The sequence below is a fragment of the Glaciecola sp. 2405UD65-10 genome, from assembly GCF_048820975.1.
GTDB lineage: Bacteria > Pseudomonadota > Gammaproteobacteria > Enterobacterales > Alteromonadaceae > Glaciecola.
In genome coordinates, this window is the sequence record NZ_JBMEUF010000001.1 from 2,710,645 (window position 1) to 2,725,758 (window position 15,114).

Below are 15,114 nucleotides of genomic sequence, written 5' to 3' on the forward strand. Positions count from 1 at the left end.
AGACCTTTACCTTTGTGAGTGAAAAATTAAATGATTGATATTAAAGTAAATAATTAGATAGGAAACAGAATGAGCCTGTGGATAAGTTTGTTTATAACTAATTTTAACTTAAGCGAAATTGTACCTTAGTCCGAAGAAAAAAGCATTGAAAGGGTATAAATAGTGGAATATAAAGAGCCGTACAACAACATTTCCATATTCTTATTTTTATTTATTTCGTGTTTACGCTTAACGAAATATTTTTGCCATCTACTTAAAATGACAAAAGTGACCTTTGCGGACACATCTAACACTATAAATTTAGCACAGATTTTTAGTCTGCCAAGTAAAAAAATACATTTATTTTTTTATCTTTCTCGTTCAATGAGTTATAAATAGCATATTCATTTTGGTATTAATTTTGGTTAACACAATGTTAACAGCGTCGGCGTACGTCATCCGCCGCGTTAAAGGGGCAAATCAGCTGTGCAATATCGCGCAATTATTAGGATCCTCGGCCTACTCGTTGCACTGTTTAGTGTAACCATGTTGCCACCTGCGCTTATATCGTTAGTTTACGGTGATGGCGGCGGGCTAGCCTTTGTGTTCGCATTTTTTGTAAGTTTATTTACCGGCTTAGCTTTTTGGTATCCGAACAGGCGAAATCGAGCTGATTTACGCGCCAAAGAAGGCTTCTTAATTGTAGTGTTATTTTGGACCGTACTGGCTACGTTTGGGGCTTTACCTTTCGCTTTGCTAGATCAACCCGAAATGAGCCTTACTGATGCCGCGTTTGAGTCATTCTCTGGCTTAACCACCACCGGCGCAACAGTCATAGAAGGCATAGAATTTTTACCTAAAGCCGTGCAATTTTATCGCCAGCAGTTGCAGTGGTTAGGTGGCATGGGGATTATTGTACTTGCGGTGGCTATTTTGCCAATATTAGGCGTGGGGGGCATGCAGTTATATCGCGCCGAAACACCGGGGCCTGTAAAAGATTCAAAAATGACGCCGCGAATTGCCGATACTGCCAAACATTTATGGTACATCTATTTATCGCTCACCATTGCCTGCACTATTGCTTATTGGTTGGCGGGTATGAGTATGTTTGATGCTATTTGCCATTCGTTTTCTACCATTGCTATAGGTGGGTTTTCTACCTACGACGCCAGTTTAGGCTATTTTAATAGCGCGGTAATAAATATAATTTGCGTGGTGTTTTTATGGATTGCAGCACTTAACTTTTCCCTTCACTACGCCGCGGTAAGTGGTCGCAATATTCGAAACTATTTTCGCGACCCTGAATGCAAAATGTTTTTTAGCATTCAGTTTGTGTTAGTCACTATTTGTTTTCTTGTTTTAGTTAGCCATTCTACTTACGACAACGCAGAAGTGGCGCTTGACCAAGCGCTTATTCAGGCCGTTTCTATTAGTACCACAGCGGGTTTTGCCACTACCGACTTTTCAGCTTGGCCTACGTTTTTGCCTATTCTTTTAATATTTTCAAGTTTCATTGGTGGTTGTGCTGGCTCAACAGGCGGCGGGCTTAAAGTAATACGTGTGCTTTTACTGTTTATTCAAGGTAAGCGAGAAGTAGACCGATTAATACACCCTAAAGCCGTGTACTCAGTTAAATTAGGTGACCGCGCTATGCCAAGCCGGGTGGTAGAAGCTGTATGGGGGTTCTTCGCTGCCTATGCGATTGTGTTTGTACTTATTATGATTGCACTAATTGGGATGGGGCTTGATAATATCACCGCATTTTCGGCAACGGCCGCCGCCTTAAATAACTTAGGTCCAGGTTTAGGTGAAGTGGCAGGTACTTACGCGCAGGTATCTGATGGCGCAAAATGGTTCTTAATGATAGCCATGCTATTTGGCCGATTAGAAATATTTTCTTTATTGGTGTTGTTCTCACCCACATTTTGGCGCAGTTAATAATGGGCAGCACGCTTAGTTGTCGTAGTGCCCAAATTAATTGCCTTATTTAAAAGAACAGTGCGCTTGGTTGGAATAAGCGCTCTACGTCGCCAATAAATTTCTTATCCACTAAAAACAGAATGACATGATCGTTTGCATTTATCACCGTATCGCTGTGGGCAATTATTACTGCGTCTTCGCGAACAACGGCACCAATGGTTGTGCCTGGTGGTAATTTAATGTCTTTAATTTGTTTTCCGACCACTTTTGATGTTTGGCTATCACCATGGGCGATTGCTTCAATGGCTTCTGCAGCTCCGCGGCGCAATGAGTGAACGTTTACAATATCGCCACGGCGAATATGGGTAAGTAAGGCGGAAATTGTGGCTTGCTGTGGTGAAAAGGCAATATCAATGTCACCACCCTGTACCAAATCTACATAGGCGCTGCGCTGAATAAGTACCATTGCTTTAGCTGCACCCATGCGTTTTGCCAACATAGCCGACATAATATTTGCTTCGTCATCGTTAGTTACCGCAATAAAAGCATCTACCTGATCAACGCTTTCCTCGCTTAACAAGCTGGCATCAGATGCATCACCTTGAAACACGGTTGCGTTATCTAATACAGAGGCAAGATAGTTGGCTCGCTCCATATTATATTCAATGAGTTTTACATTGTGTTTGTTTTCTAATCTTTTGGCTAAACCCGCGCCAATTAAGCCGCCACCGGCAATCATAATTCGTTTGTAGCTTGATTCTAGTTTTTGTAGTTCACTCATTACTGCACGAATATGTTTTGTATCAGCAATGAAAAACACCTCGTCGTCAGCTTCAATAACCGTAGAGCCTAAAGGACGAATAGGGCGTCCGCGGCGATAAATGGCTGCTACGCGAGTATCTACATTTGGCATATGTTCTTTTAGGGCTGACAGGGCATGCCCCACTAAAAGGCCGCCATAGTATGCTCTTACGGCTACCAAACTGGCTTTTCCGTCTGCAAATTCAACTACCTGTAGTGCGCCCGGATAATCAATTAAGCGTTTAATTGCGGTGGTAACTAGTTGCTCAGGTGCAATAAGGTGGTCAACCGGAATATCTTTATGTTGATAAAGTTGGTCTTGATAAATAATGTATTGTTCTGAACGAACCCGAGCTATTTTGGTAGGTGTTTTAAATAAGCTATGTGCCACTTGGCACGCCATCATGTTGCTTTCGTCACTATTTGTAACGGCAATCAGCATATCGGCATCTTCTGCACCGGCTTTCTTTAATACGTCTGGATGAGAGCCTATGCCACAAACAACTTGTAAATCTAGGCGGTCTTGCAGACCCGATAGTATATGCTGTTCGGAATCAATAATGGTGATTTCGTTTTTTTCACCGGCAAGGTTTTCAGCTAAGGTGCCACCCACTTGGCCTGCACCAATTATTATTATTTTCATGACCGTCTTATGTTCGTTATGGTATTAAACTGCCTAGTGTTGTTTGAATGCACTATTTTTTAACACTTTATCAGTCTTGCATAAAAGAAACCATCCATGTTTTCTTCGCCCGGTAAAATCTGCCAATATGGCAAAGCTTGTTTACCTTCTCTTTCAATAGGGCTTAGTTTTGCGTTGCTGTGCGCGGCTAAAAACGCATCTATTTGTTGTTGGTTTTCTTGCGGTAAAATAGAGCACGTAGCATATACAAGTGTACCGCCAGGCTTTAATTTAAGCCATGCTTGCTCAAGTATTTCGCGCTGTAAATCAACTAATACATCAATATCACCGCGCTTGCGTAACCACATAATATCTGGATGACGGCGAATAACGCCGGTGGCTGAGCAAGGGGCATCTAGCAATATGCGGTCGAACTCAGGTAGCGAAGATAAATCACGCGCATCTTGAGTCACAATACTTAGTTTATTCTCAAAACGAGCATCGTGGCCTAATCGCGCCATGTTTTCATGAATACGTTCTACACGTTTTTGTTCAGAATCTAACACGTACAAATGGCCAATTTTTTCTTGAAGCTCTAATATACCGGCTGTTTTACCGCCCGGTGCGGCGCAGCAATCAAGAATAATGTCATTAGCTTGTGGGGCAAGTAAAAATGCAGCTTGCTGAGCGGCGTAATCTTGAACCGCAAACCAACCTTGTTCATAGCCTGGTAATAGAGTGATTTCACCGGGTTTATTAAGTTGTATGGTATTGGGTGCTATAGCTGTATATTCGTAACCCGCTTTTTGCAGGTGAATTTGATATTCGTTAAACTCAACCGTTAGTAGATTTACACGAATCCAAATCGCAGCACGCTCTTGCATGTTGTGTGCAATGGTGTCAATTTGCTCAGGGTAATGCGCTTGTAAAATGCGGTATATCCATTTGGGCAAGCCCAGCTGAGCATGCTTTTCTTCAATGGCTTGATTGGCTAAGTCTTCGCGCTGGAAATTCCGCATCACGGCATTTACCAAACCGCTTAAGCCTATTTCTTTCATTTGCTTACATGCGCCTACGGTTTCAGATACCGCTGCATGATCTGCCGTGCGCGCAAAGGCCAGTTGATACAAACCCACCATAAGCAAATGCTCAATTATCTTTTGCTGCTTTTTAAGAGGCTTATTTAACAGGGCGCGCAGCCATATTTGTAATTTTGGTAAATTACGCAAGCAGCCAAATACCATTTGTTGCAACCATGCGCGGTCTTTTGGGTTGGCGTGGCGAGCCCAAACAATGGGCATTACCTCGCGCGAAGAGCGGCCGTTATCAAGAATTTGAAACAACACCCAAGCTGCATCTGAACGTAAATTTACGGGGTGGCGAATATTAAGGCTATTTTGTTGAGCATCGCGTGAGGGTTTATTCAATGATTTGCCCAACTTCAAAAGCATTTGGATTGCCATTAACTATTTGCTGCACCTCTTGTGCCTTTTTACCGGCCATTTGAAGTGTTCCAATAAGCAGAGCGCCATCAGTTGTGGCAATTTTTAGCCCGTGCTTATCAAACGCCAAAATTTGCCCAGGGCTGTTGCTTAATACTTCACTTTGAGGCAATTCAACTACGCTTGCTTGCCACACTTTTACGGGCTTATCTTGGTAGGTGAACCAGGCAACAGGCCAAGGGTTAAAAGCGCGAATATTAAGCTCAAGTTGCTTGGCGCTTAATTGCCAATCTAAATAGGCTTCTTGTTTACTGAGTTTAGCCGCATAAGTGGCTTGTTCGTCATCTTGTACTTGGGGTGTAATATCGCGTAGCCTATTTATTGTTTCTAGTAGTGCAACAGGGCCTAGTTTTGCCAACTTTGCATATAAAGATGCGCTGGTGTCATCATTTTCAATATTAAGCTGGCAAATATGCAACATGGCGCCGGTATCTAAACCCTCATCCATTTGCATAATGGTTACCCCCGTTTTTGCATCACCCGCCCAAATAGAGCGCTGAATAGGAGCGGCCCCTCGCCATTTAGGCAAAATAGAACCATGCACATTAATGCATCCCAACTTAGGAGCGTCTAGAATAGCTTTGGGCAAAATCACCCCATAAGCCACCACTACCATAAGGTCAGCACGCAGGGCGCTAAGCTCCTCAAGGGCGTCTTCACTTTTTAAAGAAGCCGGTTGAAACACTGGTAATGAATGAGATTGCGCGAGTAACTTAACTGCGCTGGGCATCAGTTTTTTGCCACGCCCAGCAGGGCGGTCAGGCTGAGTGTAAACACCCACAATTTCATGTTCGGTGTTAAGTAACGCCGCTAGGTGATCTGCTGCGAACTCAGGAGTACCGGCAAAAATAATACGCAAAATGCTTGTCCTTTAGTGGTTTAAGCGCGAGCGGCTAAACGAGCTTCTTTTTCTAATTTTTTCTTTATACGGTCACGTTTTAGCGGCGACAAATAATCAACAAATAACACACCTTGTAGGTGGTCTAATTCGTGTTGAATACATATGGCTAATAAGCCTTCTGCCTCAAGTTCAAAGCTTTCACCGTTTTTATCTAAGGCTTTTACTTTTACTTTTTCTGCGCGGTCAACTTTTGCGTAGTTATTCGGCACCGACAGGCACCCTTCTTCGCTAATGGTAGAGCCGTCTTTTTCAATAATTTCTGGGTTAATAAACACATACGGTTCGCTTTGTTCTTCAGAAACATCCATAACCACCACGCGTTTATGAACATTTACTTGTGTGGCGGCTAAACCAATGCCTTGTTCATCTTTCATGGTTTCAAACATGTTCTCAACAAGGGTTTTGATCTCGTCGTCAACTTTTTCTACCGTCTCAGCTTTTGTGCGTAAGCGTTCGTCGGGGAAAGTTAATACTTCTAGTACAGGCATAAAATCACTCTTTTGGTCAGTATCTATATTTATAACATTGGTGCAGAATTCGTATTTAACAATAGTGTTAAGTCATTAATATCTTACCACAGGTCGCGTTAAGCGAAATAAATTGATGAATAAAAAGCGCTTGTCATTCATGCATAGCTTCAAGAAATTAAAATATTAGCTAAGTATGTGAAGCTAAAGACTTCATTTTCTTGAACATATACCGATAACTCTAGTTAACAAACACATGTCATGTGCGCTCAATATTTGTATTTGACTGCGGTAATTGATTCTAAATATGGCAATTTGTTTATACGCTAGGTAGCGCCAACAGGTGCTCATAGCATTTATACATAACAATTATACAGTAGTTTGCGCAGATATAAATCTGCTAGCGGATAACTAAAGATGGTAACAGTGATGACAAAACTCTTTTCAACAATAACGCTTTTTATAATCGTATTTAGTTTAACGATATATAGCGCAGTGGCCGATGTGTTGAATATTAAAGAAGGTGCGCCCACAAAATACGTGGTAAAGAAAGGCGATACCCTTTGGGATATATCTAAATTATTCTTAGATAAAGCTTGGTTGTGGCCTGAGCTTTGGCGCAACAATACGCAAATAGAGAATCCACATCTAATTTACCCTGGCGACACATTGCGTTTACGCTACGAAAATGGCGTGCCCATACTTGAAATCGTGAGTGATAAAAGCTTAGTTACACTTACGCCTAATCAGCGCGTTGTAAACAAACCCGATCCTATTGACCTTCTGCCTTGGGATATTATTGCGCCGTTTTATAATAACGACAGTTTAATGAGTGCTGAAGATTATCAAGCATTGCCTACCTTATTAGGCGATAACAGCGGAACGCCTCGTTTTGCTTCCCATGACTATGTGCTAGCACACAAGCTGCCCGCTACAGAATCGAAGTATCAAGTAGTGCGCAAAGAGCGTGATATTGTTGATTCAAAAGGCAAACTTTTGGGCGTGCAAGTGAGTCACTTAAGTGATGCATCATTAATTAATCAGTTGTCAGATGAACGGCAAGTGGTGCGTTTAACGCAAAGTAGCCGCGAAGCAAAGCAGGGTGATAAATTGCTTGCTTTTAAAGCGTCAGAGCAAAAAAACTTAGTATTAAAAGCGGCATCTAGCCGCTCAAAAGGCGAGTTGGTACAAAACGTAAATGGCAATGTGCTTAGTGGCAAAAATGATATGGTAATTATTAATATTGGCGCACGCCAAGTCAAGCCCGGCACTGTGTTTGGGATTTACTATAAAGGGCCTGATGTACTTTATGAAGATGAGCCAAGCTATACCCAAACGCGAAGCAGCATCGTTGATGTTTTTAGCACTAAAGAGCGTGTAGAGCAGCCTGCCTATAAAATAGGTGAGTTAGTAGTAGTTAAAACATTTAAACATGCCAGTTACGCATGGGTGACAAATGCTAATACTCATATTCAAGGTGGTGAATATATTGCCACGCCCTAAATCGGAGTCGTTTATCGGCATAAGTGCCACGCAATAAACAACACTCCTTCATAATACTGTATTTCCAAGGATAGGATATGCTGACATCGTTCAAAGAGTTAATGGATTTAACTGTATCAAGTCGGAAACCGGCTTTTGAAGACACCCTACTTAGGTGGCTTTGCTTAAATAACGTACCGCAAATGGGGTTTATTCGTTTGCGTAAAAGCGCGCAAGCAATGGGGTGTTCCTTACTCGATTTAACAAGTTTAGACGCGAAAACCTTGGCGAGTTTGTCATGGGATGACACGCAAATTGCGGCTTTAAACTCCACCTCAAAAAGTGTTCAACAGCACTATAAGGCTACGTGCAATTGGCTTAATGCTAATGAAAATCACCATTTCATTGGGCTTGACAGTAATGACTACCCCGCACTTTTAAAAAGTATTACCCGTCCGCCTCTGTTTTTATACATTGCGGGTAATAAAACACACCTAACAGATACGCAAATTGCTTTTGTGGGTACGCGCAAGCCTTCTATATACGCCACCCAAACCTGTTTTGATTTAATTCAAGAGCTATCAATAAACACCAACGTATCTACTGTAAGTGGCTTAGCGCTGGGCATTGACGCGGCCTGCCACAAAGCGAGTGTTTTACACAATGTACCTACAATAGGTGTGCTCGCCTGTGGAATAGACATTGTATACCCCAAGCGGCATCAAAAATTGTATAAGGAAGTAGAAGAAGCAGGGGCTTTAATCAGCGAGTTTTTACCCGGCGCCAAACCTACTCCAACCATGTTCCCTAGGCGAAACCGCATTATTACCGGCTTGAGTTTGGGAACGGTGGTAGTGGAAGCAAAAATTAAAAGTGGTTCTATGGTGAGTGCTAAATACGCAATAGAGCAGAACAAAGAAGTGTTCGCTGTTCCCAATAATATTAATAATCCAAATGCTGAAGGTTGCCATTGGCTTATTAAACAAGGCGCCAAATTAACCGAGCACGTACAAGACATTATAGAAGAACTTCCTAGCATTGCGTTGCCTCTAGTGGAAACAACAAATACCGAAAAAATGAAAAAAAATTCACAACAACACTTCACAAGCGATCCATTGTTAGATAGTGTTAGTTACAGCGCTACATCAGTTGACCTGATAGCTAAACGCACCGGCATGTCGTTAAGTGACGTGTTAACCAAATTATTAGAATATGAGATGCGTGGACTGGTAGCTTCAACAGCAGAAGGCTACGTAAAATTGAGGGCTTAAAAATGTTTGATATCCTCATGTATTTGTTTGAGAATTTAGTTAATAATCAAGCTGAAATGCAAGTAGACCAAGATGAATTAACCGACGAGTTAATTCGAGCTGGGTTTCATCACGATGAAATTTTTAAAGCCTTAGCTTGGTTAGAAAAACTCTGCGATTTGCAATCTACCGATAAAAACCCTTACCTCACAAATGTAAACGGTGTATTTAATAACCGTATTTACAGTTTTGATGAACAAGTTAAACTTGATATTGAATGCAGAGGATTTTTGGTCTTTTTAGAGCAAATTAATGTTTTGTGTTCAGCCACGCGTGAAATGGTAATTGACCGTGTAATGGAAATTGAATCGCCTGAATTCTGTTTAGTTGATTTGAAATGGGTGGTGTTAATGGTTTTATTCAATGTGCCTGGTAAAGAATCGGCCTATGAACAAATGGAAGAACTCATTTTTGAGATGCCCGAAGGTTTGCTCCATTAATACAAAGCCAACGCTACCTTGCCTTTGCTCTTCGTATAGACGCAATTAAATGGCAACCAATAAAGACGCCTTGTTTCCACATAACGAGGCACATTCTCTTGCCTATGGTGATTGCCCTGACTGCAGTGCACCACTGCAGTTAAAACATGTTGGCAAATCAAGCTTTATAGCTTGTACGCAATATCCTAAGTGCGAATATTCTAAATCGCTCAGCCAGCATGACATAAGCATCATTAAAGTTATTGAAAATAGCCACTGTCCTGACTGCGATAGCGAGTTGGCCGTGAAGAAAGGCCGCTACGGCATGTTTATTGGATGCACTAACTTTCCGAGCTGTCATTATATTTCAACTAAACAAAACACCCAAAAGAAAGACGAATACGAGCCGGTGGATTGCCCCAGTTGTAAAAGCGGGCAATTAAGCAAAAAGCAAAATAGATTTGGCAAATTTTTCTATGCCTGTAACAATTACCCCAAATGTAAGTATGTGTTGAATCATGAACCTATAGCACGCACTTGCCCACAATGCAGTTTTCCTATTATGTTTGTTAAAACAAAAGGAGAGCGTAAGTATGTATGTGCCAATGAAGCATGTGCACATGTAGTAGATGAATCTAATGAGTAAAGAAAACAACACACTAACGCAAAAAGCTCTACGTTCTATTGTATCTCAATATGAGCATGGCCAAGTATTTGCGTATCCTACCGAGGCCGTATTTGGATTAGGTTGCGATCCTCTAAATGAAAAAGCAGTTCGCAGTATTCTTGGGCTTAAAGAACGGCCAGAAGAAAAAGGGTTAATTGTTATTGCTAGCAAGGTTGAGCAGATTTTACCCTACGTAGATTTAAACCAATTGCCACAGGGTGTGCATTCAAAAATTATGGCGAGTTGGCCAGGCCCGGTTACGTGGTTGCTTCCTAAATCGGCGCACACACCCAACTGGGTTAGCGGTGCATCAAATATGGTGGCCATAAGAGTCAGTAGCCATCCGGTTGTTAAGGCTATTTGCAATGCGCTTGACAAACCAATGGTATCAACCAGTGCTAATCCTGCAGGAAAAGAGCCCGCTAAATCTATAAATGAAGTACAACAATATTTTAAACACGCTATTGCAAATAAGATGCTCACATTAATAGAGGGCAATTTAGGCGAGCAAAGCTCGCCAAGTAAAATTTATCATAGCTTAACCATGGAAACGATTCGTTCATGAACACCGAAAACGCGCCTGATGTAAATGATATTCAGGCTCACGATACCGTGACGCAAGACCACATTAATAAAGTAAAAAACTATTTGTTAAGCTTGCAAGACAACATTTGCCAAACCTTATCGCTAGTTGACGGTGGTGGCAGCTTTATTGAAGACTCATGGGATCGAGAAGAGGGCGGTGGCGGCCGCTCACGAGTATTGAAAGACGGTAACGTAATTGAGCAAGGCGGCGTAAATTTCTCGCATGTATTTGGAGCACAAATGCCCGCATCAGCAACCGCTGCTCGTCCAGAGTTGGCGGGACGTAGTTTCCAAGCCATGGGGGTATCGTTAGTTATTCACCCTAAAAACCCATTTGTGCCTACCTCGCATGCTAATGTGCGCTTTTTCATTGCAGTGAAAGAGGGTGAAGCGCCTATTTGGTGGTTTGGTGGCGGTTTTGATTTAACGCCTTCTTACGTATTTACCGAAGATGCAAAACACTGGCATCAGGTGGCTAATGATATTTGTGCGCCCTTTGGTGAAGACGTTTACCCCACTTATAAAAAGTGGTGCGATGATTATTTTTACCTAAAGCACCGTAACGAAACCAGGGGCGTAGGTGGTTTATTCTTTGATGATTTAAACCAATGGGGCTTTGAGAAGTCCTTTGCGTTTATGCAAAGTGTTGGTAACGGTTATTTAGATGCTTATGTACCTATTGTTGAAAAACGAAAAAGTAGCAGCTTCTCTGAACGCGAAAGGCAATTTCAGTTGTATCGCCGCGGCCGCTATGTAGAATTTAACTTAGTTTACGATCGCGGCACTTTATTTGGCTTACAAACGGGCGGACGCACAGAATCTATTTTAATGTCTATGCCGCCATTAACGCGGTGGGAGTATAATTACCAACCATCACCTGAATCCCCTGAGGGTAAAATTCAACAATACTTACAAGCAATAGACTGGTTAGCCTTGTAAGAAAAGCCTTTGTGTAAAAGCGCGTAGCGACTTAGTTGATCTGCATCAATTAAACGCGCCAGATCGCTCAGGGTGGTTTCAAAACATTAATCTAGATCAATGTTCTTTTGCCAATCCTCTTTATGATGTGTCTTATTCAATTAGGAGAGACACACAATGAAAAAATCAATTATTACCTTAGCGGTTCTTGCTACATTATCTAGCGCAGGCGCATTTGCAGCTGACGCAGGCGATATGATACTTCGCGCAGGTCTAACTACAGTTGCACCTGATGAAACCAGCTCAAATGTTACCTTAGACGGCGCAGCAACAGGTTTATTTTTAAACGTAGACAACAACACGCAGCTAGGGCTTAATTTCGCTTACTTCCTTACAGATAATATAAATATTGAAGTATTAGCTGCCACACCATTTACACACGATATGGGGATTGATGGTGTAGGTCCTTTAGGTAGCACTAAGCATTTACCGCCTACGGTAACGGCGAATTACTATTTTGCTGACGCCTCTTCAGCTTTTCAACCTTATGCAGGTGTTGGTTTAAACTACACAATTTTCTTTGATGAAGAATTTACTGCTGCTAATAAAGAAGCCGGATTCAGTGATTTAGATGCGGATGCTTCATTTGGCTTGTCTGCGCAAGTTGGGTTTGACTACAACATTGACAAAGAGTGGTTAGTGAACGCATCTGTACGTTATATTGATATTAGCACTGATGCTAGCTTCAAGCTTAATGGCGCTGACGGTGCCGTTACCCTTGATATTGACCCATGGGTATATACCGTTTCTGTTGGTTATAAATTCTAAAATACAGTTTGTGTTGTGAAGTAGCCTCGTAGTCATAATAACGGGGCTTTTTTATGCGAGTAAATTAGGTATGATGTGGGCAATTCTAATTTTTGAGTAAGCTTTTTGACGTCATCTATTTTTAAAGCCTGTGTGTTCGGCAATCCAATTGAGCAAAGTAAATCTCCCATTATTCATGCATCCTTTGCTAAACAGTTTGGTATTGAGCTTGAATATACTAGGCGCTTTGCCGAGCCTGATGGCTTTGTTGATTCGGTCAATGCATTTTTTGATGACCCTTTGTGTAAAGGCGCGAATGTGACGATGCCATTTAAGCATGACGCATGTGCGTGGGTTGATTCTTTATCACCACAAGCTGCCCATGCAGGTGCCGTAAACACTATTATACGTAAAGGCGACAAATTTGTAGGAGATAACACCGACGGCTACGGCCTTGTGACTGATCTTCAGCAACATAAGGTGTGCTTACAAAACAAACGTCTTTTGTTGATTGGTGCCGGTGGCGCGGCAAAAGGTGCCATCCCTGCCTTAGTTGATGCGGGCGTTTCAAGCGTGTGTATATATAATAGAAGTATCGATAAAGCCCAAGCGCTAGTAAATGACACTAATCAGTATAAAGAAAATGTGGCTAGCTTATATAACAGTAACAGCAATGAGTTTGATGTAATTGTTAATGCAACATCATTAAGCCTACAGGGTTCATTGCCTGACTTGCCTACTACTATTTTTAGTCACAAACCTGCCGTATACGACATGGTGTATTTGTTTGAGCCTACGGCATTTTTGAAACATGCCGCTCAGCACGGAGCAAGTGTCACTATTGATGGATTAGGTATGTTAGTGCATCAAGCGGCAAGAAGCTTTTATTTATGGTTTGGCAAACAACCTCAAACAAACGAAATTTACGAACATTTACGAAGCTTAGCGAAAAGCTAGTTAAGCTTCGCCGTTGTCATTTAAATAGGCGTCTTTCAATTCTACGTAGTTGGTTGCCGATTTCTTTAGAAATGCCAGTTCGTTCTCATTCAGTGGGCGGCGTTTAACCGCTGGGTTGCCAACATATAAATAACCACTTTCAAGGGTTTTGTTTGGTGGTACAAGCGCCCCTGCACCTATAAAGACATCGTCTTGTACAGTAACACCGTCCATCACAATCGCCCCCATACCTATTAAAATGCGATTCCCCACTACGCAACCATGCAACATACATTTGTGGCCAACGGTTACATCATCTCCAATAATTAATGGATATCCAGCAGGATTTGACGCTTTTGGACGGCTAACATGAAGCACACTTGCATCTTGAACATTGCTACGCTTACCAATAGAGATATAGTTTACGTCTCCACGTGCAGCGACCAATGGCCAAATACTTGAATCTTCGCCTATAGAAATTTCGCCGACCAATACGGCACTTTCATCCACCATAACAGAACTGTGTATAGAAGGGTGTTTGCCATTAAATGCGCGTATTGTCATATTAAATTCCTATTGTTATTTGGTATTGGTAACTTGTGTACTTTATACCATAGCTTTATATAGCACTATCTTATTAGCTTATTGCTAACCATATACCTACCATTGCAAGCAAAGCGCCGCCAATACGATTAACCCATTGGCGTTGGTCACTTTTGTTCAAAAATGCACTTAAACTTTTGCCGCCACTTGCATATATACACATACATATAAATTCACTAAGCATAATAATGCTCACGAACACGCTCGTTTGAATGCCGAAGGATTTATTAGGGTCAATAAATGGTGGTAGCAAGGCTATCATAAATGCCCAACCTTTCGGATTAGCAATGGCGGTAACAAAACCCTGTGTTAATAGCTGCGAACGCTTTAACAAAGTCGAACTCTTATTTAAGCTTATATGTACTGGGGTAAAATATAACTTTATACCTATAAACAACAAGTAAGCACCACCTACCCACTTAAACGCTATAAATGCATTTGGATAGGCCAGAAATATACTTGCCACGCCTACTAAAGATAGGATGGCAACAAGGGCAACACCCACCACTTCGCCTAGCATCATCCAAAGTGTTCGTTTAATACCAATTGTCATACCCAGTGTCATAGAAAGGCTCATACACATACCTGGCGTGATAGACACGAAGAAGAATGTGGGGATAAAAATGAATAGGGTGGCGAAGTCGGGCATATATACCTATATAGAAGTTAAATGAGTATTTTGCTTTATAGCGTTCTTTACCAAAGACTCAAAACATACAGTCTTTTCATCTAATTTGTAATGGAATTGTGAATAATAAGCCATATTTTAAGCGTTTAGTTGCATATTTAATCAAAGAGTCATAAAAGTGCAATTTATTTGCAAAAAAGCATTGACCTAAATCCTCATGCATGTAGAATGCGCGCTCGCTTCAAGGAGACATCAACAAAGCCTTTAAACAAGCTGAGTTGAGCCGCCAAGAAGCAGTCAGGTAAGGTGTCATTTAGATGACACAAATTGATAAAAACGGTAAGCAAAATTAATTACAACTTTTATCAAAAACTTCTTGACTTACGATGTGAACAGCGTATTATTCGCATCCCGCTTCAGGCAGTAGCCTAAAGCAGCTAACCACAGGTTAGCAATGTTCTTTAACAATTAGTAGCAAGACAATCTGTGTAGGTACTCATTATGAGTGTCTACGACAAAAATTTATTTAGCTTGATTTCTCGTAAGAGATTGAGAGCACGATTAGTA

The 15,114-nt window shown here is 41.5% G+C and carries 15 protein-coding genes; 9 read left to right on the forward strand and 6 right to left on the reverse strand.

All coding sequences use genetic code 11. The features are described from left to right. The first annotated feature begins 465 nt into the window (after positions 1–465). On the forward strand, positions 466–1,917 hold the full coding sequence (locus ACOI22_RS11965) for a TrkH family potassium uptake protein (RefSeq protein ID WP_420672260.1): 1,452 nt from the start codon (positions 466–468) through the stop codon (positions 1,915–1,917). 49 nt (positions 1,918–1,966) lie between these two features. Here ACOI22_RS11965 and trkA read toward each other — a convergent pair whose 3' ends face one another. Genes trkA through def form a run of 4 tightly spaced genes read right to left on the reverse strand, consistent with a single transcriptional unit; the run spans position 1,967 to position 6,213 of the window. Further along, positions 1,967–3,343, reverse strand: coding sequence for a Trk system potassium transporter TrkA (gene trkA, locus ACOI22_RS11970; RefSeq protein ID WP_420672261.1), 1,377 nt, complete (start codon positions 3,341–3,343; stop codon positions 1,967–1,969). A gap of 59 nt (positions 3,344–3,402) precedes the next feature. Then, on the reverse strand, positions 3,403–4,749 hold the full coding sequence (gene rsmB, locus ACOI22_RS11975) for a 16S rRNA (cytosine(967)-C(5))-methyltransferase RsmB (protein ID WP_420672262.1): 1,347 nt from the start codon (positions 4,747–4,749) through the stop codon (positions 3,403–3,405). Further along, complete coding sequence (gene fmt, locus ACOI22_RS11980; RefSeq protein WP_420672264.1) at positions 4,742–5,683, reverse strand: methionyl-tRNA formyltransferase; 942 nt, start codon at positions 5,681–5,683, stop codon at positions 4,742–4,744. The genes rsmB and fmt overlap by 8 nt, the downstream gene beginning before the upstream one ends. Before the next feature lie 20 nt (positions 5,684–5,703). Beyond that, positions 5,704–6,213, reverse strand: a complete 510-nt coding sequence (gene def, locus ACOI22_RS11985; RefSeq protein WP_420672265.1) for a peptide deformylase — start codon at positions 6,211–6,213, stop codon at positions 5,704–5,706. A 408-nt stretch (positions 6,214–6,621) separates the two neighbouring features. Between def and ACOI22_RS11990 the strand changes: the two genes are divergently transcribed. From ACOI22_RS11990 to aroE, 8 genes are all read left to right on the forward strand, one after another. Continuing rightward, a complete protein-coding gene (locus tag ACOI22_RS11990) occupies positions 6,622–7,695 on the forward strand; it encodes a LysM peptidoglycan-binding domain-containing protein (protein ID WP_420672266.1) in 1,074 nt (357 codons plus the stop codon). A 77-nt stretch (positions 7,696–7,772) separates the two neighbouring features. After that, complete coding sequence (gene dprA / locus ACOI22_RS11995) at positions 7,773–8,945, forward strand: DNA-processing protein DprA (protein ID WP_420672267.1); 1,173 nt, start codon at positions 7,773–7,775, stop codon at positions 8,943–8,945. 2 nt (positions 8,946–8,947) lie between these two features. Next, positions 8,948–9,424: a DUF494 family protein gene (locus ACOI22_RS12000; protein WP_420672269.1), complete on the forward strand. Its 477-nt coding sequence runs from the start codon at positions 8,948–8,950 to the stop codon at positions 9,422–9,424. Between the two features lie 49 nt (positions 9,425–9,473). Beyond that, a complete protein-coding gene (locus tag ACOI22_RS12005) occupies positions 9,474–10,049 on the forward strand; it encodes a topoisomerase DNA-binding C4 zinc finger domain-containing protein (protein WP_420672270.1) in 576 nt (191 codons plus the stop codon). Beyond that, positions 10,042–10,635: a Sua5/YciO/YrdC/YwlC family protein gene (locus ACOI22_RS12010; RefSeq protein ID WP_420672271.1), complete on the forward strand. Its 594-nt coding sequence runs from the start codon at positions 10,042–10,044 to the stop codon at positions 10,633–10,635. Before ACOI22_RS12005 ends, ACOI22_RS12010 begins: the two co-directional genes overlap by 8 nt. After that, positions 10,632–11,594 carry an oxygen-dependent coproporphyrinogen oxidase gene (gene hemF / locus ACOI22_RS12015; RefSeq protein WP_420672272.1) on the forward strand — a complete coding sequence of 321 codons (963 nt, stop codon included), beginning with the start codon at positions 10,632–10,634 and terminating at the stop codon, positions 11,592–11,594. Before ACOI22_RS12010 ends, hemF begins: the two co-directional genes overlap by 4 nt. 156 nt (positions 11,595–11,750) lie before the next feature. Next, positions 11,751–12,401 carry an OmpW family outer membrane protein gene (locus ACOI22_RS12020; RefSeq protein ID WP_420672273.1) on the forward strand — a complete coding sequence of 217 codons (651 nt, stop codon included), beginning with the start codon at positions 11,751–11,753 and terminating at the stop codon, positions 12,399–12,401. Positions 12,402–12,506: 105 nt separating this feature from the next. Further along, positions 12,507–13,337, forward strand: coding sequence for a shikimate dehydrogenase (gene aroE / locus ACOI22_RS12025; RefSeq protein ID WP_420672274.1), 831 nt, complete (start codon positions 12,507–12,509; stop codon positions 13,335–13,337). Here the strand turns inward: aroE and ACOI22_RS12030 are convergent, their stop codons facing one another. Both ACOI22_RS12030 and ACOI22_RS12035 read right to left on the reverse strand, forming a co-directional pair. Then, entirely contained in the window at positions 13,338–13,880 is a 543-nt protein-coding gene (locus ACOI22_RS12030; protein WP_420672276.1) for a gamma carbonic anhydrase family protein, read from the reverse strand. Positions 13,881–13,953: 73 nt separating this feature from the next. Then, complete coding sequence (locus tag ACOI22_RS12035) at positions 13,954–14,568, reverse strand: LysE family translocator (RefSeq protein WP_420672277.1); 615 nt, start codon at positions 14,566–14,568, stop codon at positions 13,954–13,956. Positions 14,569–15,114: the final 546 nt, after the last annotated feature.